Origin of the sequence: Streptomyces sp. SID4985, from assembly GCF_009863025.1 — a bacterium.
GTDB lineage: Bacteria > Actinomycetota > Actinomycetes > Streptomycetales > Streptomycetaceae > Streptomyces.
Genome location: NZ_WWIR01000370.1, coordinates 1 through 18,787, shown reverse-complemented (window position 1 = coordinate 18,787; position 18,787 = coordinate 1). Strand labels below are relative to the sequence as shown.

At 69.1% G+C, this 18,787-nt stretch carries 18 protein-coding genes; 9 read left to right on the top strand and 9 right to left on the bottom strand.

Features of this window, described 5'->3' with window-relative positions; genetic code table 11:
* The 6 genes from murJ to trxA form a co-directional block, all read left to right on the top strand.
* Positions 1-1,720, top strand: a 1,720-nt coding sequence (gene murJ, locus GTW40_RS15585; protein ID WP_237525536.1) for a murein biosynthesis integral membrane protein MurJ, incomplete at its 5' end; no start/stop codon positions are given.
* Between the two features lie 117 nt (positions 1,721-1,837).
* On the top strand, positions 1,838-3,559 hold the full coding sequence (locus GTW40_RS15580; RefSeq protein ID WP_161180786.1) for a protein kinase family protein: 1,722 nt from the start codon (positions 1,838-1,840) through the stop codon (positions 3,557-3,559).
* Positions 3,560-3,585: 26 nt separating this feature from the next.
* A complete protein-coding gene (gene sigM / locus GTW40_RS15575) occupies positions 3,586-4,311 on the top strand; it encodes an RNA polymerase sigma factor SigM (protein WP_161180785.1) in 726 nt (241 codons plus the stop codon).
* A complete protein-coding gene (locus GTW40_RS15570) occupies positions 4,308-5,246 on the top strand; it encodes an anti-sigma factor (RefSeq protein WP_161180784.1) in 939 nt (312 codons plus the stop codon). The genes sigM and GTW40_RS15570 overlap by 4 nt, the downstream gene beginning before the upstream one ends.
* Positions 5,247-5,428: 182 nt before the next feature.
* Positions 5,429-6,400 (top strand): thioredoxin-disulfide reductase, encoded by a 972-nt coding sequence (trxB, locus tag GTW40_RS15565; RefSeq protein ID WP_161180783.1) that lies wholly within the window; start codon positions 5,429-5,431, stop codon positions 6,398-6,400.
* 38 nt (positions 6,401-6,438) lie between these two features.
* Positions 6,439-6,771 (top strand): thioredoxin, encoded by a 333-nt coding sequence (gene trxA / locus GTW40_RS15560; RefSeq protein ID WP_161180782.1) that lies wholly within the window; start codon positions 6,439-6,441, stop codon positions 6,769-6,771.
* A 60-nt stretch (positions 6,772-6,831) separates the two neighbouring features.
* Here trxA and GTW40_RS15555 read toward each other — a convergent pair whose 3' ends face one another.
* From GTW40_RS15555 to rpmH, 9 genes are all read right to left on the bottom strand, one after another.
* Positions 6,832-7,449 (bottom strand): GNAT family N-acetyltransferase, encoded by a 618-nt coding sequence (locus tag GTW40_RS15555; protein ID WP_161180781.1) that lies wholly within the window; start codon positions 7,447-7,449, stop codon positions 6,832-6,834.
* A 227-nt stretch (positions 7,450-7,676) separates the two neighbouring features.
* Positions 7,677-8,783, bottom strand: a complete 1,107-nt coding sequence (locus GTW40_RS15550; protein ID WP_161180780.1) for a ParB/RepB/Spo0J family partition protein — start codon at positions 8,781-8,783, stop codon at positions 7,677-7,679.
* Complete coding sequence (locus GTW40_RS15545) at positions 8,780-9,853, bottom strand: ParA family protein (RefSeq protein WP_161180787.1); 1,074 nt, start codon at positions 9,851-9,853, stop codon at positions 8,780-8,782. The genes GTW40_RS15550 and GTW40_RS15545 overlap by 4 nt, the downstream gene beginning before the upstream one ends.
* Before the next feature lie 330 nt (positions 9,854-10,183).
* On the bottom strand, positions 10,184-10,891 hold the full coding sequence (gene rsmG, locus GTW40_RS15540) for a 16S rRNA (guanine(527)-N(7))-methyltransferase RsmG (protein WP_161180779.1): 708 nt from the start codon (positions 10,889-10,891) through the stop codon (positions 10,184-10,186).
* A gap of 123 nt (positions 10,892-11,014) precedes the next feature.
* Positions 11,015-11,530 (bottom strand): R3H domain-containing nucleic acid-binding protein, encoded by a 516-nt coding sequence (locus tag GTW40_RS15535; protein WP_161180778.1) that lies wholly within the window; start codon positions 11,528-11,530, stop codon positions 11,015-11,017.
* A 15-nt stretch (positions 11,531-11,545) separates the two neighbouring features.
* Entirely contained in the window at positions 11,546-12,820 is a 1,275-nt protein-coding gene (gene yidC, locus GTW40_RS15530; RefSeq protein ID WP_161180777.1) for a membrane protein insertase YidC, read from the bottom strand.
* A gap of 3 nt (positions 12,821-12,823) precedes the next feature.
* The gene (gene yidD, locus GTW40_RS15525; protein WP_161180776.1) at positions 12,824-13,189 is read right to left on the bottom strand and encodes a membrane protein insertion efficiency factor YidD; all 366 of its coding nucleotides are present in this window, start codon (positions 13,187-13,189) and stop codon (positions 12,824-12,826) included.
* Positions 13,186-13,557: a ribonuclease P protein component gene (gene rnpA / locus GTW40_RS15520; RefSeq protein ID WP_161180775.1), complete on the bottom strand. Its 372-nt coding sequence runs from the start codon at positions 13,555-13,557 to the stop codon at positions 13,186-13,188. The genes yidD and rnpA overlap by 4 nt, the downstream gene beginning before the upstream one ends.
* A 21-nt stretch (positions 13,558-13,578) precedes the next feature.
* Positions 13,579-13,716, bottom strand: coding sequence for a 50S ribosomal protein L34 (gene rpmH / locus GTW40_RS15515; RefSeq protein WP_161180774.1), 138 nt, complete (start codon positions 13,714-13,716; stop codon positions 13,579-13,581).
* A 396-nt stretch (positions 13,717-14,112) separates the two neighbouring features.
* On the opposite strand from rpmH, the gene dnaA reads away from it, so the two are divergent.
* The 3 genes from dnaA to GTW40_RS15500 form a co-directional block, all read left to right on the top strand.
* A complete protein-coding gene (gene dnaA / locus GTW40_RS15510; protein ID WP_161180773.1) occupies positions 14,113-16,023 on the top strand; it encodes a chromosomal replication initiator protein DnaA in 1,911 nt (636 codons plus the stop codon).
* Positions 16,024-17,119: 1,096 nt separating this feature from the next.
* Positions 17,120-18,250 carry a DNA polymerase III subunit beta gene (gene dnaN / locus GTW40_RS15505; RefSeq protein ID WP_161180772.1) on the top strand — a complete coding sequence of 377 codons (1,131 nt, stop codon included), beginning with the start codon at positions 17,120-17,122 and terminating at the stop codon, positions 18,248-18,250.
* A gap of 277 nt (positions 18,251-18,527) precedes the next feature.
* The coding region (locus tag GTW40_RS15500) for an NAD(P)-binding domain-containing protein (protein WP_237525534.1) at positions 18,528-18,787 on the top strand (260 nt) is incomplete at its 3' end.

Here is an 18,787-nt window from a genome sequence, read left to right as displayed (position 1 = left end):
GCCCGCGCCCGGGAACCGCACGCAGCCGCCCGCCCCGGTACCCGGGCCCTCGGGGCCCGTGGAGACTTCCCCGGCCCCCGCCCCGGCCCCGGCCAAGAAGGGCGGCCTGCTCAGCTCCAGCGCCGTCATGGCGGCCGGCACGATGGTCTCCCGCCTCACCGGCTTCGTCCGCTCCGCGCTGATCGTCTCCGCCCTGGGCCTGGGCTTCCTCGGCGACTCCTTCCAGGTCGCCTACCAGCTGCCGACGATGATCTACATCCTCACCGTCGGCGGCGGTCTGAACTCCGTCTTCGTGCCCCAGCTGGTGCGGGCCATGAAGGAGGACGAGGACGGCGGCGAGGCGTTCGCCAACCGACTGCTGACCCTCGTGATGGTGGCACTCGCCGTGCTCACGGGCGCCGCGCTGTTCGCCGCTCCGTTCCTGGTACGCCTGCTGTCGGACTCGGTCGCGACCAACCCGGCGGCCAACGACGTGGCGGTCACCTTCACCCGCTACTTCCTGCCCTCGATCTTCTTCATGGGCATCCACGTGGTGATGGGTCAGATCCTCAACGCGCGCGGAAAGTTCGGCGCGATGATGTGGACCCCGGTGCTGAACAACATCGTCATCATCGTGACGCTCGGCACGTTCATCTGGGTCTACGGCAGCTCGGCCAACTCCCACATGACCGTCGCCAACATCCCGCCGGAGGGCCAGCGGCTGCTCGGCATCGGTGTGCTGCTCGGCCTCGTCGTGCAGGCCCTGGCGATGATCCCCTACCTGCGGGAGACGGGCTTCCGGATCCGCCCGCGCTTCGACTGGAAGGGCCACGGCCTGGGCAAGGCCGCGATGCTCGCCAAGTGGACGGTCCTCTTCGTGCTCGCCAACCAGGCAGGCGCGATGATCGTGACCCAGCTGTCCACCGCCGCGGGCGAGGACTCGGACGCCAAGGGCACCGGCTTCGCCGCCTACGCCAACGCCCAGCTGATCTGGGGCCTGCCGCAGGCCATCATCACCGTGTCCCTGATGGCCGCGCTGCTTCCGCGCCTCTCGCGCTCGGCCGCCGAGGGCGACGCCGGAGCGGTCCGCGACGACATCTCGCAGGGCCTGCGGACGACGGCCGTGGCCATCGTGCCCATCGCCTTCGGCTTCCTGGCGCTCGGTATCCCGATGTGCACGCTGATCTTCGGCTCCTCGGGCACCGGCGCGGCCACCAACATGGGCTACATGCTGATGGCCTTCGGCCTCGGCCTGATCCCGTACTCGGTGCAGTACGTGGTCCTGCGCGCCTTCTACGCGTACGAGGACACCCGTACGCCCTTCTACAACACCGTCATCGTCGCGGTGGTCAACGCGGGCGCCTCGGCCCTCTGCTTCGTTCTGCTGCCGTCCCGCTGGGCGGTCGCGGGCATGGCGGCCGCGTACGGTCTCGCCTACGCCATCGGTGTCGGCGTCGCCTGGCGGCGGCTGCGCAAGCGCCTCGGCGGGGACCTGGACGGCTCCCGGGTGCTGCGGACCTACGCGCGGCTGGGCATCGCCTCGGTGCCGGCGGCCCTGCTCAGCGGTGCGGCCTGCTACGGCATCGGGCACACTCTGGGCCAGGGCGTGTTCGGTTCCTTCGTGGCGCTCGTGGTGGGTGGTGCGGTATTGCTTGGGATCTTCTTCGTCGCCGCGAGGAGGATGCGGATCGAAGAACTCAACTCGCTCGTGGGAATGGTCCGCGGGCGTCTGGGACGCTGAGGCGGGGTAGGCGCACAACCATCGTCCGTCGCCGCGTGTCGTGCATAGCGGCGGACTGTGGGCACAATTGATTTCGGCGTCGTACAGCGTGCAACGGATGGGGAGGCAGGGACGACGGTGGCGGAACGGAGCACAGCTGCCGTCGACGTGGCAGACAACAGCGGCAAGCAGCCGCTGACCGCGAAGGCGGGCCAGTCCACGTCCGACGGGGTGGTCAAGAACCCGGAGCTGGACACGGACAGCGCCGAGGCACAGGGGACCAGCGGAACGGAGGCCACCGAAACGATTTCCGCACCCCTGGAACTGCACAGCGGTCACAAGCTCGCCAGACGCTACCGTCTCGAGGAGTGCGTCACCCGTCTGGACGGATTCAGCAGCTGGCGCGCGGTCGACGAGAAACTCCGTCGCGCCGTCGGCGTGCACATCCTCCCGGCCAAACACCCTCGGGCCCGTGCCGTCCTGGCCGCCGCCCGGGCTGCGGCCCTTCTGGGCGACCCCCGGTTCGTCCAGGTCCTCGACGCGGTCGAGGAGAACGACTTCGTCTATGTCGTGCACGAATGGCTGCCCGACGCCACCGAACTGACCGCGCTGCTCGCCACGGGCCCGCTGGAGCCGCACGACGCCTACCAGATGGTCAGTCAGATCGCGTCCGCCATGGCCGCGGCACACCGTGACGGCCTCTCCCATCTGCGACTGAACCCCAACGCCGTGCTGCGCACCTCCGCCGGGCAGTGGCGCATCCGCGGCCTGGCCGTGAACGCCGCGCTGCGCGGCATCACCTCCGACACCCCGCAGCGCACGGACACCGAGGCGATCGGTGCGCTGCTGTACGCGGCGCTGACGCAGCGCTGGCCGTACGAGAGCGACGCCTACGGCCTCACCGGCCTGCCCAAAGACGTGGGCCTCGTCGCACCCGACCAGGTGCGCGCGGGCGTCCACCGGGGACTGTCCGAGCTGGCGATGCGAGCCCTCGTCAACGACGGTGCCACCGCATCCCGGCACGAGTCTCCGTGCACCACGCCGGAGGAACTGGTCAAGGCCATCGGCGAGATGCCGCGCATCCGCCCGCCGGAGCCCGCGTTCACGGCCCCGCCGGAGTATCAGCGCACGACGTACCAGCAGGGCACGTACGGGCGTCCCGCCGCCGGTCCCGGCGTCACCCAGCCGCTCGCGCCGCCGCCCCCTCCGCTGCAGAGCCGCACCGGCAAGGCACTGAAGTGGGCGGTCTCCGCCCTCCTCATCGCCGCACTCGGCCTCGGCAGCTGGCAGTTGGCGGAGGCGTTGATGGGCCGGGGCGAGAAGCAGAAGGACACCGACAACACCCAGACGCAGGACAGCGGCGACAAGAACACGAACAAGGCGAATCCGAAGCCGATAAAGATCGAGGGAGCGCAGGAGTTCGTCGCCAAGGGCGACGCCCAGCATCCCGGAGACGTCGACAAGACCTACGACGGCACCACGTCGACGTACTGGCGGACCAAGTCCTTCAACGAAGGTCCCTCGATCGCGTCCTACAAGATCGGCGTGGGCATCATGTACGACCTCGGGTCGGCCCAGAAGTTCGACACGGCCACGATCGGGCTCCGCTACGGAGGCGACCACACCACGGTCGAGCTGTACGCGGCCGACTCGCTGACGCCGCCGTCGCTGGATTCGATGAACCGGATCGGCAACGTCACCACCTCGGGCACGACCGCCACGATCAAGCCCGACAAGCCGGTGAAGACGCGTTACGTCCTCGTGTGGCTGACCGCCGTGCCGATGTCCGGCTACGACGCGGCCTCGTACTCGCAATCGGGCTACAAGCAGGCCATCACCGAAGTCGGATTCACGGGCTGACGTCTCGTCCGGGCCGGAGGGGGCAGATGGCGCAGGGCGCCGGATACGAGGAAGTGGGCGACCAGGACCTGATCGCCCGGCACGTGGACGGCGACCCCCATGCCTTCGGCGAACTCGTCCGAAGGCATCGGGACCGGCTCTGGGCCGTGGCCCTGCGGACGCTGGGGGACCGCGAGGAGGCCGCCGACGCGGTCCAGGACGCCCTGGTCTCGGCCTACCGGGCCGCACACACCTTCCGGGGGCAGTCGGCCGTCACGACCTGGCTGCACCGCATCACGGTGAACGCCTGCCTGGACCGCGCCCGCAAGACCGCCTCGCGGAAGACGGCTCCGGTGGACGACACCGAGCGGCTGGAGCAGTTGCTGGAGCCGCACGAGTCCGCCTCCGCCCCGGCCGAACGGAACGACCTGCACCGGCAGCTCGCCCAGGCACTCGGGACCCTCCCCAGGGAGCAGCGCGCCGCGCTGGTCCTGGTGGACATGCAGGGCTATCCGGTGGCCGAGGCCGCGCGCATTCTCGACGTGCCCACGGGGACGGTGAAGAGCCGTTGTGCCCGGGGCCGCGCCAGACTTCTTCCGCTGCTCACCCATCTGCGTCCCGATGCCCCGGGCGAGGGGAAAGAACCCGCGCCAGGACGGAACCGGGTGCACGGGGCATCCGTCCCACCTGCGACGGATTCTCCGGGTGACGGCTCACAGGACACAGGACCGAGCGATTCGGCCGTCGTGAAGGGCGGAGGTGGACGGGCATGACGTCCTCGACAGACACGGCCGGGCATCCGGACGTCACCGAACTCTCCGACCTCACCGAGGGCATCCTGCCGCCGACCCGCAGCGCGGACCTCCGTCGACACCTGGAGGGGTGCGAGCCGTGCGCCGACGTCCAGGCGTCCCTGGAGGAGATCCGGGCGCTGCTGGGAGGCATGCCGGAGCCCTCTCCGATGCCGCAGGACGTGGCGGACCGCATCGACGCCGCCCTGGCCGTCGAAGCCCTCTCGCGAGCGACGACGGGGGCGTTGACGGCCGTTGAGGCGGGCGAGGCACAGCCCGCCTCGGGAGACCCGCAGCATGTTTCACGTGAAACCGAGAAGCAGGTTTCACGTGAAACATCGGTGCCGGACCGTCCCACCGGACGTCCGTCCGCCGCCACCGGACCCGGACGCAAGGAGCGTGGCCGTAGCCGCCGCAGGTCCGTCGCGCTCGGTGCGGTGCTCACCGCCGCTGTGGTCGGAGCCGGTTCGCTGCTCCTTCAGTCACTCGGCAGCGACTCCCCCGACACCACCGCTCAGACCAAGCCCGCCCCGGCCGTCACCACGTTCTCCGGGGCCAGCGTGCAGAGCCAGGTGAAAGGTCTCCTCACCGCGCAGAAGGGGCTTCAGCGGGGCACACAGCGTCCGCGCGAGGAGAGCGCGACGACGTCCACGGGCAGTCCGACGCAGAGCGCGAACACCCTGATCCAGACCGCCGTCCCGGTGCCCTACTGCATCCGGCAGGCGGTGGACTCCCGCAACGATGTCCTCGCCGCCAAGACGGGCACCTACGCCGGGAAGAAGGCCTATCTGGTCGTGCTTCCCGACACCATGGACAGCACGCGCGTCCTGGTCTATGTCGTGGACGCCTCCTGCATCGTGCACCGGCCCGCCGCCTCCGGCGACGTGTTGCTGAAGCAGTCCCTCGCACGCAACTGAGCCACCCCAGGCGTCATTCGGCCCCCTGCGGTCTTCCGAAGAGCGGCTGCCTCCCGGCGCTGCTTCCGTGTGCCCAGACAGCGGGGGAATGCGCGGCCCTTAGGATCGGTTGGGTGGGGTGAGAGCCCCGAAAGGGACTTTCACCGGTCGACTGACACTGACCAGAGACGAGGAAACAAGCCGTGAGCGACGTCCGTAACGTGATCATCATCGGCTCCGGGCCCGCAGGCTACACGGCGGCGCTCTACACCGCGCGCGCGTCCCTGAAGCCTCTGGTGTTCGAAGGCGCCGTCACCGCCGGTGGTGCGCTGATGAACACCACGGAGGTGGAGAACTACCCGGGCTTCCCCAGCGGCATCATGGGCCCCGACCTGATGGACAACATGCGGGCGCAGGCCGAGCGGTTCGGCGCCGAGCTGATTCCGGACGACATCGTGTCCGTCGACCTGGCCGGTGAGATCAAGACCGTCACCGACACCTCGGGCGCGGTCCACCGCGCGAAGGCGGTCATCGTCGCCACCGGCTCGCAGCACCGCAAGCTCGCGCTGCCGAACGAGGACGCGCTCTCCGGCCGTGGCGTCTCCTGGTGCGCCACCTGTGACGGCTTCTTCTTCCGGGACCAGGACATCGCTGTGATCGGCGGCGGCGACACCGCGATGGAGGAGGCCACCTTCCTCTCGCGGTTCGCCAAGTCCGTGACGGTCGTCCACCGCCGTGACACCCTGCGCGCCTCCAAGGCGATGCAGGAGCGCGCCTTCAACGACCCGAAGATCAAGTTCGCCTGGGACAGCGAGGTCGTGGAGGTCCTCGGCGAGCAGAAGCTCACTGGTCTCAAGCTCCGCAACGTCAAGACGGGCGAGATCTCGGATCTGCCCGTCACGGGTCTGTTCATCGCCATCGGCCACGACCCGCGTACCGAGCTGTTCAAGGGCCAGCTGGACCTGGACGCCGAGGGCTACCTGAAGGTCGCCGCTCCCTCCACCCGGACCAATGTGCCCGGCGTTTTCGCCGCGGGTGACGTGGTCGACCACACCTACCGTCAGGCGATCACCGCGGCCGGCACCGGCTGTGCCTCCGCCCTGGACGCCGAGCGCTACCTGGCCGCGCTGCTGGACACCGACCAGGCCGAGCCCGAGAAGACCGCGGCCGTCTGACCTCCCCCCACCGTACGAGCAGAAATAAGGAGCCCGCTGTGGCCGGCAACCTGAAGATCGTGACTGATGACAACTTCGAGCAGGACGTGCTGAAGAGCGACAAGCCCGTCCTGGTGGACTTCTGGGCCGAGTGGTGCGGCCCCTGCCGCCAGATCGCTCCGTCCCTCGAGGCCATCGCCGCCGAGTACGGTGACAAGATCGAGGTCGTCAAGCTCAACATCGACCAGAACCCGAACACGGCCGCCAAGTACGGCGTCATGTCGATCCCGACCCTGAACGTCTACCAGGGTGGCGACGTCGTCAAGACGATCGTCGGCGCCAAGCCGAAGGCCATGCTCGTCCGTGACCTCGAAGAGTTCATCGCCGAGTGACGTTTCACGTGAAACATGAAGGGGCCGGCCCTCCTGGGGTCGGCCCCTTCATCCATTCCGCTACAGCGGCCGCAGCGCGGGCTCCTTCTGCACAGCGCCCAGCAGCCGGTCGATGGCCATCTCCACGTCTTCCCTCCAGGACAGCGTCGAGCGCAGCTCCAGACGCAGTCGAGGGTGCTGCGGGTGCTGCCGTACCGTCTTGAAGCCGACCGCGAGGAGATGGTCCACGGGGAGTAGACAGGCGGGCTCCTTCCAGCGGGTGTCGCCGAAGGCCTCGATCGCCTTGAAGCCGCGCCTCAGCAGATCCTTGGCGACCGCCTGGACCAGCGTCCGACCGAGCCCCTGCCCCTGATAGCCGGGCAGCACGAACGCGGTGATGAGCTGTACGGCGTCGGGGGAGACCGGGCTGGTGGGGAACGCCGCCGAGCGCGGCACATAGGCGGGCGGCGCGTAGAGCACGAAGCCCACCGGCACGTCGTCCACGTAGACCGTCCGGCCGCACGAACCCCAGTCGAGCAGGACGGCGGAGATCCACGACTCCTTCTCGCCCGCTGCCGTGCCCGCCCGCACCGCGGCATCTCCGCTCACGGGATCCAGCTCCCAGAACACACATGAGCGGCAGCGCTGGGGAAGGTCCTTGAGGTTGTCCAGCGTGAGCGGTACGAGCCGACGCCCCATGAAGGCTGTTCCTCGCTTCCTACGGCCGTGCATCGCGAGCGGCTGTCAGAGGGTTCCGTCTCCCGAGCAGCCCATCGGCGAATCCACCGACCGCTGCGCCCTACCCGTTCGCATCGTATCCACGATGCGATTCCCTCGATACCGGCTCAAAGCAAAGAGCGGACCGTGTTCCGGTACACACCGGACACGATCCGCTCTCGCGGTGCCGTGGGTCGGAGCGGCGTGGGTCAGGCGTCCTGGCCCTCGTCGTCCTGACTGTCGTCGTCCTGGAGACCCGTGGACAGCAGAGGCCCCTCGCCCGGGGCGAGCGTGCCGAGGATCCGCTCCAGGTCCTCGACCGAGGCGAACTCGACGGTGATCTTCCCCTTCTTCTGCCCGAGGTCCACCTTCACCCGGGTCTCGAAGCGGTCCGACAGCCGTGTGGCCAGATCGCTCAGCGCGGGGGACACCAGGGTCCCGGCACGCGGTCCCTTGGAGCGCGCGGTCTTCTGCGGCCGCGAGCCCATCAGGGTCACGATCTCTTCCACCGCACGCACCGACAAGCCCTCGGCCACGATCCGGTGCGCCAGCCGGTCCTGCTCCTCGGAGTCCTCGACGGACAGCAGCGCCCGGGCGTGACCGGCCGAGAGCACCCCGGCGGCGACCCTCTTCTGCACGGTCGGCGAGAGACGCAGCAGCCGGAGCGTGTTGGAGATCTGGGGGCGGGAGCGCCCGATCCGGTCGGCCAGCTGGTCGTGGGTGCAGTTGAAGTCCTTGAGCAGCTGATCGTAGGCATGCGCCTCTTCGATCGGGTTGAGCTGCGCGCGGTGCAGGTTCTCCAGCAGGGCGTCCAGAAGGAGCTTCTCGTCGTCCGTGGCGCGGACGATCGCCGGGATCGCCTCCAGGCCCGCCTTGCGACTGGCCCGCCAGCGGCGCTCGCCCATGATCAGCTCATAGCGGTCCGCGCCCAGCTCCCGCACGACGACGGGCTGAAGAAGGCCGACCTCCTGAATGGAGGTCACCAGCTCGCGCAGCGCGTCCTCGTCGAAGATCTCGCGGGGCTGACGCGGGTTGGGCGTGATGGAGTCGAGCGGGATCTCCGCGAAGTACGCGCCCATCGGCGGCACGGGCAGCTCCGCCACCAGGCTCGCCGAGGAGTCCTCGAGTTCCTGGGCGGGCCCCGGGACGGTGGGCGTCTCGGTGGCGGTTTCCCGGTCGGCCGTCAGCAGCGGAGCCGCAGCGGCGGACGCGGGCGCCCCGCTGCCCAGCGCGCTGGAAGCAAGGCTCTTCTCGGTCGGGGCAGCGGGGATCAGTGCGGCGAGACCACGACCCAGCCCCCTCCGTCGTTCGTTCACTGTGACCCCTCCACCATGTTCCGGTCGTTCTGGGTGCCGACATGGGCGTGGGTCGGGTCGTAGCCGATTCCCGCACCCCTCAGCGCGATCTCTCGGGCCGCCTCAAGGTAGGACAGCGCCCCGCTCGAACCTGGATCGTAGGTCAGTACCGTCTGCCCGTAGCTGGGGGCCTCGGAGATACGGACCGAGCGCGGAATACTCGTCCGCAGCACCTCGTCGCCGAAGTGCGTGCGGACCTCTTCCGCGACCTGCGAGGCAAGACGCGTTCGGCCGTCGTACATCGTCAGCAGAATGGTCGACACGTGCAGCGTCGGGTTGAGGTGACCCCGCACCAGATCGACGTTGCGCAGCAGCTGTCCCAGGCCCTCCAGCGCGTAGTACTCGCACTGGATGGGGATCAGGACCTCCTGGCCGGCAACGAGCGCATTGACCGTCAGCAGGCCCAGCGAGGGCGGGCAGTCGATGAGGACGTAGTCCAACGGCTGTTCGTACGCCTGGATCGCCCGCTGGAGTCGGCTCTCCCGCGCCACCAGGGACACCAACTCGATCTCCGCACCGGCGAGATCGATGGTGGCCGGGGCACAGAACAGACCCTCGACGTCCGGAACGGGCTGGACCACCTCGGAGAGCGGCCTGCTCTCCACCAAGACGTCGTAGATGGACGGCACGTCCGCGTGGTGGTCGATCCCCAGTGCCGTGGATGCGTTGCCCTGCGGGTCGAGGTCGACCACCAGGACGCGGGCACCGTGCAGTGCCAGGGAAGCAGCGAGGTTGACTGTGGTCGTCGTCTTGCCCACGCCTCCCTTCTGGTTGGCCACCACGATGAGGCGGGTCTGCTCCGGCCTCGGCAGGCCCTCTCCGGCGCGGCTGATGGCCTCCGCCGCTAGTTGGGCAGCGCGACCGATGGGAGTGTCGTCCATCGGGGGCGGTGTTTCACGTGAAACATCTGCCCCCATCGACTCGGTTCGGGGACCGGGGACCGGATCGGTCATCGGTCCCGCGATATTGGCGTCGGACCGCACGGATTCACTCTCCTCGACTTCAGGCTCGCAATGAACAGAGCCTCCCATGCCTTCGGTACCGCGAACCAGTGAGCCCTGGTCTTCTGTGGAGAAATCCACCTCTGTGGACACCTGCGGTACCTCTCCGAGTGAACCGAGCGGCTTCCGGTCCCGGGGTTCGGCCGCGGCGTGGCTGCGGCCGATGATGCCGTGCAGCAGTGAGCGACGTTTCACGTGAAACACGATGCTCCGCCACGGCGACCGGGCCCTCGCGACACTCCGGCCCGCCCAGGTTCGGCAGCTTGTGTGGAGTACGCCGACCGTACGCCGACCGCAAACGACAGATGGGGTGTGCCCCGGGTCCACACCCGGGGCACACCCCATCCACCGCATCCTGGCTCAGCGGCGCCTGCGCGCCCGCGCCGCCTTGGCCCGCTTGGCCGCGAACCGTACGCCGCCGGGGCTCTCACCGACCTCCACCCGCACGACGGTGGACAGCGGGTCCACCACGCCCTCACCCACCTGGAGTACGGAGGTCGAGACCGCGCCGAGCTTGGCGAGCGCGGTGGACGCCGCCTTCAGCTCCTCCTCGGCGGTGTCCCCCTTCAGCGCCAGCATCTCGCCGTACGGCCGCAGCAGCGGGATGCCCCAGGCGGCCAGGCGGTCGAGCGGGGCCACGGCACGCGCCGTCACCACATGCACCGGCGGCACCTTGCCCAGCATCTCCTCGGCCCGCCCGCGCACCACGGTCACATGGTCGAGGCCCAGCAGCTCCACGACCTCGGTGAGGAAGGTGGTGCGCCGCAGCAGCGGCTCCAGCAACGTGATGTTGAGGTCGTCCCGCACCAGGGCCAGCGGGATACCCGGCAGACCCGCGCCCGAGCCGACGTCGCAGACCGTCACCCCCTCGGGAACGGCCTCGGAGAGCACCGCGCAGTTCAGCAGATGGCGCTCCCACAGCCGGGGCACCTCCCGGGGACCGATCAGACCACGCTGCACACCTGCCTCGGCCAGCAGCTCCGCATAGCGCACCGCGTCGTCGAAGCGATCGCCAAATACTTCCCGCGCCTGTTCGGGCGCGGGGGGAAGCTCCGCTGCCTCCGTCACGGGGACCGTCCTTCCGTACAGCGCCGGCGCATGCCGCACCGGCCACCAGAACTACAGGCTGACAAAGTTCGGCCCCGTCTGCGCCTCAGACGCAACAGACGGGGCCGGTGGAACAGGGGTCGATCAGGCGGGCAGTACGACGACGAACCGCTGCGGCTCCTCGCCCTCGGACTCGCTGCGCAGTCCCGCGCCCTTGATCGCGTCGTGCACGACCTTGCGCTCGAAGGGGGTCATCGGCTTGAGCTTCACGGGCTCGCCCGAGCTCTTGACCTCGGCGGCCGCCTTCGCGCCCAGCTCGGCCAGCTCGGCGCGCTTCTTGGCCCGGTAGCCCGCGATGTCGAGCATCAGCCGGCTACGGTCACCGGTCTCCCGGTGCACGGCCAGACGCGTCAGCTCCTGCAGCGCCTCCAGCACCTCGCCGTCCCGGCCGACCAGCTTCTGGAGGTCGCGGCCATTGGCGTCGCTGATGATCGAAACAGAAGCGCGGTCGGCCTCGACGTCCATGTCGATGTCGCCGTCGAGGTCCGCGATGTCGAGCAGACCCTCCAGGTAGTCCGCGGCGATCTCACCCTCCTGCTCGAGGCGGGTCAGGGTGTCCGCACCCTCGGCAGCGGCAGAGGTGGTGGTGCCTTCCGTCACGGGATGGGCTCCTTCTTACTTCTTGGACGGGGACTTGGGCCGCTGCGGACCACCCTTGCTCTGCCCGGACTGGGCCTTGCTGCGGGTGCCGGAACCGGACTTCTGGGGCTGCTTGGCAGCGGCGGGCTTGGCGTCCTGGGGCTCGTCGGACTTCTCGAGCGAAGTGGTCGCGGTATCGCCGTCCGACGTCTTGGTGCCGGACTGGTGGCGCTGCGCCTTGCTCTGCCGCTTGGGCTGCTGACGCCGGGCGGGGGCGGTGGTGACCGCCGTACCGTCCTCGGTCTCGGCCACGGCCTGGGCCTCGCTCTTGACCACGGAGCCGTCGGCCTGAGCGGCCAGACCGGCCTTGCTCAGCGCGTTGATGAACTTCCGCTCGGCCTCGTTGCGGTCGCGGCCCTTGGCGACGATCGCCTTGACGATCGTGCGCTCGCTGCGACGGCGGACCTTGCCATGGTGCGTGACGTGCTTGGTCAGACGCTCCAGGTACGAGGCCTGAGCCTTGGAGCCCGGGTTCGGGTTGTTGCGGATGACGTACATCTGCTGGCCCATGGTCCACACGTTGGTGGTCAGCCAGTAGACGAGAACACCGACCGGGAAGTTGATGCCGAAGACGGCGAACATGATCGGGAAGACGTACATCAGCATCTTCTGCTGCTGCATGAACGGCGTCTTCACCGTCGTGTCGACGTTCTTGGTCATCAGCTGGCGCTGCGTGTAGAACTGCGACGCCGACATCAGGATGATCATGATCGCCGTGACGACCCGCACATCGGTGACGGAGGCGTGCATCGCCGCGATGGTGTCGGCGCTGTCCTTGAACTTCGCCGCGAGCGGGGCACCGAAGATGTGCGCCTTACGGGCGCTCTCCAGCAGCGAGGTGTTGATGACACCGATGGTCTTGCCCGACGCGATGCCGTTGAGCACGTGGTACAGGGCGAAGAAGAAGGGAGACTGCGCCAGGATGGGAAGGCACGAGGAGAGCGGGTTGGTGCCCGACTCCTTGTACAGCTTCATCATCTCTTCGGACTGACGCTGCTTGTCGTTCTTGTAGCGCTCCTGGATCTTCTTCATCTCAGGCTGGAGCGTCTGCATCGCGCGCGTCGCCTTGATCTGCTTCACGAAGAGCGGGATCAGGCAGATGCGGATGAGAATCACCAGGGACACGATGGACAGGCCCCAGGCCCAGCCCGTGTCAGGGCCGAAGATCGCCCCGTACACCGTGTGGAACTGGACGATGACCCAGGAGACGGGTGTCGTGATGAAGCTGAAGAAGCTGGCAATCGTGTCCACTAATCATGCTCCTTGGGCATGGGACGAGGTCTCTGCGGCCGGGCTCGAAGGAGGCTCGGAAGAAAGCTTCGCCTCGGTGGCCGGTTCGGCGGCGGAGGTTCCGCCCCTGCGTGTGCGCCAGGCGCCGCGCAGCATTTCGTGCCACCGCGGACGCTTGCGCTGCGGAACATGGTCCACACCACCCAGCGACCACGGATTGCACCGGAGGATGCGCCAGGCGGTCAGGGCCGTTCCCTTGATCGCACCATGCCGGTCGATGGCTGTGTAGCCGTAATGAGAGCACGACGGGTAGTACTTGCATACCGGCCCCAGCAGTGGACTGATCGTCCACTGGTACAACTTGATCAGGGCCAGCAGTGGGTACTTCATCGCGCGCCCCCTCCCAGCAGCCGCTGAACGGCGGCATCCAGGTCTCGGGCCAGCTGTGCGTGTTCCACGTCGCCCGATCCGGGCAGCGCTCGTACGACTACCAGGCTACCGGGGGGAAACAGGGCAACTCGGTCACGCATCAGGTGACGCAGTCTGCGCTTCACTTTGTTGCGCACGACCGCGCCACCCACAGCCTTGCTCACGACGAAACCCGCACGCGTCGGGGGAGCGCTCTCCCCAGGCGCGTGCGGGTCCGTGGCACCGCTACGAAAGTGGACGACGAGAGTCGGGCGGCCTGCCCGGCGTCCTCGCCGTACCGCGGTCGCGAAGTCCTCGCGCCGCCTCAGCCGGTGGTCGGTGGGCAGCACGACGTCACGACCTGGTCAGGATCAGGCGGACAGGGCGGTGCGACCCTTGCTGCGGCGGTTCGCCAGAATCGCGCGGCCCGCACGGGTGCGCATCCGCAGGCGGAAGCCGTGGGTCTTCGCGCGACGACGGTTGTTCGGCTGGAAGGTGCGCTTGCTCACTCGGGGGCTCCAGAAAGAATCGGTAGTTGGCGGGGTGCCGTCCTGGCTGTCACCGTGCGCCCACGAGTAGCTCGCGTCACGCCCGTGTGCACCGCTTCCCGATCACCTGTAGCGATCTGTGCCCATCGGAGGCAGGCGGCAGCAGCCATCGACAACTCGACCTGGTTACGGTACGCGCGGCTACGCCATCCGGTCAAACCGACGCCTACCGAGGGACACTGTCCACAGGCTGGGGACAACAACTTGAACCCTACCCGCCACGCTGACTACCGTGGCTGGACTCCGATTCGTTCCCTTATCCCCGCCCGAGCGGGATTGCCCGGCCCATCCACCCGATTTTCATCCCGACCCATCCCACAACCACACGTTCGTGGGATCTGCGAGAGAGCGTGCCCTGTGGCTGACGTACCTGCCGATCTTGCCGCAGTGTGGCCACGCGTACTGGAGCAGCTCCTCGGCGAAGGTCCGGGACAGCGTGTGGACGCCAAGGACGAGCACTGGCTCCGGCGCTGCCAGCCGCTCGCCCTGGTCGCGGACACCGCCCTGCTCGCCGTGCCGAACGAATTCGCCAAGCGGGCCTTCGAGGACCGGCTCGCCCCCGTCGTCAGCGAGACGCTCAGCCGGGAGTGCGGCCGCCCCATCCGTACCGCGATCACCGTGGACGACTCCGCGGGCAGCCGCCCCGCGCCCGCCGCGCCCAAGCCGCAGCCCCCGCACGAGAGCGCGGACCGGCCCCGCTACGAGGAGCCGGAGCTGCCCTCCGCCCCGTACGAGGGCTACGGCCGCCACCGCGCCGACGACCAGCAGCTCCCCGACGACGGCCCGGCCTCCCGCACGGAGCGTCCGGCGGCCGACCAGCTCCCCACGGTCCGCCCCGCCTACCCGGCCGAGTACCAGCGCCCGCAGCCGGGCGCCTGGCCGCGCTCCGGACAGGACGACTACGGCTGGCAGCAGCCCCGCCTCGGCTTCCCCGAGCGCGACCCGTACGCCTCGCCGTCCTCGCAGGACTCCTACGGCGGCTCCGGCCGCGACACCTACGGGACGTCGCCCGAGTACCGCGCGGGCCGCGAGCGCCCCGGTTACGAGCAGCGCCCCGGCTACGAGCCCTCCCGCACCGAGTACGACCAGCGCGACCCGGTCCGCCGCGAGCTGCCCGAGACCCCGTCAGGCGGCGGCGCGCACCGGGGCGGACCCGCGTCGCCCGCCGCCGGAACCGGCCGGAGCGGCTCGTCCGGCGGTTCCTCGGCACCGTCGGCAGGCGGCCCGGGCGAGCCGACCGCGCGGCTCAACCCCAAGTACCTCTTCGACACGTTCGTCATCGGCGCCTCCAACCGCTTCGCGCACGCGGCCGCGGTGGCCGTCGCCGAGGCGCCGGCCAAGGCGTACAACCCCCTGTTCATCTATGGGGAGTCGGGCCTCGGCAAGACCCATCTGCTGCACGCCATCGGGCACTACGCCCGCAGCCTCTACCCGGGCACCCGCGTGCGGTACGTGAGCTCCGAGGAGTTCACCAACGAGTTCATCAACTCCATCCGCGACGGCAAGGGCGACAGCTTCCGCAAGCGCTACCGCGAGATGGACATCCTGCTCGTCGACGACATCCAGTTCCTCGCGGACAAGGAGTCGACGCAGGAGGAGTTCTTCCACACCTTCAACACGCTCCACAACGCCAACAAGCAGATCGTGCTGTCCTCCGACCGGCCGCCCAAGCAGCTGGTGACGCTGGAGGACCGGCTGCGCAACCGCTTCGAGTGGGGCCTGATCACCGACGTCCAGCCGCCCGAGCTGGAGACCCGCATCGCGATCCTGCGCAAGAAGGCGGTCCAGGAGCAGCTCAACGCCCCGCCCGAGGTGCTGGAGTTCATCGCCTCCCGGATCTCACGGAACATCCGTGAGCTGGAGGGCGCGCTGATCCGGGTGACGGCGTTCGCCTCCCTCAACCGGCAGCCGGTCGACCTCGGGCTGACGGAGATCGTCCTCAAGGACCTGATCCCCGGTGGCGAGGACTCGGCGCCCGAGATCACGGCCACGGACATCATGGCGGCCACCGCCGACTACTTCGGGCTGACCGTGGACGACCTGTGCGGCACCTCGCGCGGCCGCGCGCTGGTCACCGCCCGGCAGATCGCGATGTACCTGTGCCGCGAGCTGACCGACCTGTCCCTGCCCAAGATCGGCGCGCAGTTCGGCGGCCGTGACCACACGACCGTCATGCACGCCGACCGCAAGATCCGCGCGCTGATGGCCGAGCGGCGCTCGATCTACAACCAGGTGACCGAGCTGACGAACCGCATCAAGAACGGCTGAGGCCGGCCGCCTGTCGGCCGTACCGCACCGGCCGCGTGAGCGCCCCTGGGGGATCCCGGGGGCGCTTTCCTGTGCCCCCGGGCGGGCGGGGGCGCTCTCTTGTGGCCGACGGCAGGGGCCGCAGCGCGAGCGCCCATGAGCGTCTACGAGAGTCGGCGGCGGCCCCCTGCCGCGTCGCCCACCGCCCTGTGGAACGCCCCGCACGAGCGTCCAGCCGGCGGCCCGGGGACGCCCAAAGCCGCTTCCGGCCCGCGTCCGACCCCCGCCCGAGCCCCGTCCGACCCGCTCGCGGCCCCTCCGACCCCACCCCGCTCCGTGACCTCACCGTCCCCGGGTGTTCGATTGGCCCCCGGGTTACGGCCTTCCTCCACAGATTCGGCGACTTTTTTCCTTCCACACCCTGGGGACTGGGAAGTTGTCCCAAGCTGTGTCCACAGGGCAGCAGGGACGGGGACGTCTGCGCAGCTCAGAGGCCTGTGGATTCGTGGACGAACGGTCTCCACAGGCTGTGGAAAACGTCCCGGCCCCCAGGGTGTGGAAAAGGTTGTCCACCGAGAACCCACAGGCTGGGGGCCGTTTTCCCCAGCGATCCGGCCCTTCTCCACATGGCTGTCCACTGTTCGGCAACCCCTCGGCCCCGATCGCCGCATCGAGTGAAAGCCGTCACACGAAGCTGCCGGGTTGGGCTGTGGGAAACGTGGGTAAACCTGGGGACGCAGCTGGGGAGAACTCGGCCCTCCCTGGGGACGGTGTGTGCAGAACTTTCTGTTCTCCACAGAACCCCCGAGTTATCCACGGGCTCCATGCACAGGCCCGGTGGATAAAATTGTGGCCCTGAGCTGGGCAAACGAGGTTATCCACGGTATCCACAGGCCCTACTACTACTCCCAACTAGAGAGAGCCTGGAAACCGTTTCGAAGCGGGGGCTGTGCACAACTCGCCCTCGATGGCCCGACCGCCCCTCGGTCCGACTTGACCCCGACCGGCACCTGATGTCAGCCCGGTACGTCAGACTGGTCCCCGGCGTCCTTCCCCTCGTGATGGGTGGCGACGCCGAGTCGGAGGACTCAGAAGCAACAGCAGGAGGCGGCTTACGGTGAAGATCCGGGTGGAACGCGACGTACTCGCGGAGGCAGTGGCGTGGGCGGCACGCAGCCTCCCGGCCCGTCCGCCGGCGCCTGTCCTCGCCGGCCTGCTGCTCAAGGCCGAGGACGGCCAGCTGAGCCTGTCGAGCTTCGACTACGAGGTCTCCGCCCGTGTCGGCGTCGAGGCCGAGGTCGACGAGGAGGGCACCGTCCTCGTCTCCGGCCGCCTGCTGGCCGACATCTGCCGCGCGCTGCCCAACCGCCCCGTGGAGATCTCCACCGACGGAGTGCGGGCGACCGTGGTCTGCGGCTCCTCGCGCTTCACCCTCCACACCCTGCCCGTGGAGGAGTACCCGGCGCTGCCGCAGATGCCGACCGCCACCGGCACCGTCCCCGGCGAGGTCTTCGCGGCCGCCGCGTCCCAGGTGGCCATCGCCGCCGGGCGTGACGACACGCTGCCCGTCCTCACCGGTGTGCGCATCGAGATCGAGGGCGACACCGTCACCCTCGCCTCCACCGACCGCTACCGCTTCGCCGTCCGCGAGTTCCTGTGGAAGCCGGAGAACCCGGACGCCTCCGCGGTCGCCCTGGTCCCCGCCAAGACGCTCCTGGACACCGCCAAGTCCCTCGGCGCCGGTGACAGCGTCACGCTGGCGCTGTCGGGCTCCGGCGCGGGCGAGGGGCTCATCGGCTTCGAGGGCGCCGGTCGTCGTACGACCACGCGCCTGCTCGAGGGCGACCTGCCGAAGTACCGGACGCTCTTCCCGACCGAGTTCAACTCCGTCGCGGTGATCGAGACGGCGCCGTTCGTCGAGGCCGTCAAGCGTGTGGCGCTGGTGGCCGAGCGGAACACGCCGGTGCGGCTGAGCTTCGAGCAGGGTGTGCTGACGCTCGAGGCGGGCTCCAGTGACGACGCACAGGCTGTGGAGCGGGTCGAGGCGGCGCTGGAGGGTGACGACATCTCGATCGCCTTCAACCCGACGTTCCTGCTGGACGGGTTGAGTGCGATCGACTCTCCGGTGGCGCAGTTGTCGTTCACCACGTCGACCAAGCCCGCGCTGCTGAGTGGTAGGCCTGCGGTGGATGCCGAGGCCGACGGGGCGTACAAGTACCTCATCATGCCGGTGCGGTTGAGCGGCTGACGTTCTCCACAGGTGTGGACAGTGCCGGGTGCCTTCTGTGGGTGCCCGGCACTGTTGCTCTGCGGGGGTTTGGCGGGGGCGGAGACGCTCACGGCGCTGGCCGGTGCCGCTGCGCCCACCCGTGCCGCCCCAAGCGGCACGACTGCCCGCAGCTACGGCGGCGAGGGGAACGTATGAGCGCCTATGCCCACAGTTGTGCAGGTCAGGGCGGGGATAGGCTCTGGGTTCGGGCACGTTGGTGTCCCCTCTGCCACACAGCGAATTAAGGAACCAACTGATGGAGCTCGGTCTCGTCGGTCTCGGCAAGATGGGCGGCAACATGCGCGAGCGCATCCGCCGCGCCGGCCACACCGTCATCGGATACGACCGCAATGCCGACATCGCGGATGTCCACAGCCTGGAAGAGCTGGTGGGCAAGCTCAGCGCACCGCGCGTGGTGTGGGTGATGGTCCCGGCGGGCGAGGCCACCCAGGGCACGGTCGACACGCTGGCCGAGCTGCTGGAGCCCGGTGACGTGGTCGTGGACGGCGGCAACTC

Bases quoted from the DNA above. Each gene is read 5' to 3' on its own strand.
- GTW40_RS15555 (WP_161180781.1), bottom strand. From the start codon at position 7,449: ATGGGGCGTCGGCTCGTACCGCTCACGCTGGACAACCTCAAGGACCTT.
- GTW40_RS15545 (WP_161180787.1), bottom strand. From the start codon at position 9,853: ATGGGAGGCTCTGTTCATTGCGAGCCTGAAGTCGAGGAGAGTGAATCC.
- yidD (WP_161180776.1), bottom strand. From the start codon at position 13,189: ATGAAGTACCCACTGCTGGCCCTGATCAAGTTGTACCAGTGGACGATC.
- sigM (WP_161180785.1), top strand. From the start codon at position 3,586: ATGGCGCAGGGCGCCGGATACGAGGAAGTGGGCGACCAGGACCTGATC.
- GTW40_RS15570 (WP_161180784.1), top strand. From the start codon at position 4,308: ATGACGTCCTCGACAGACACGGCCGGGCATCCGGACGTCACCGAACTC.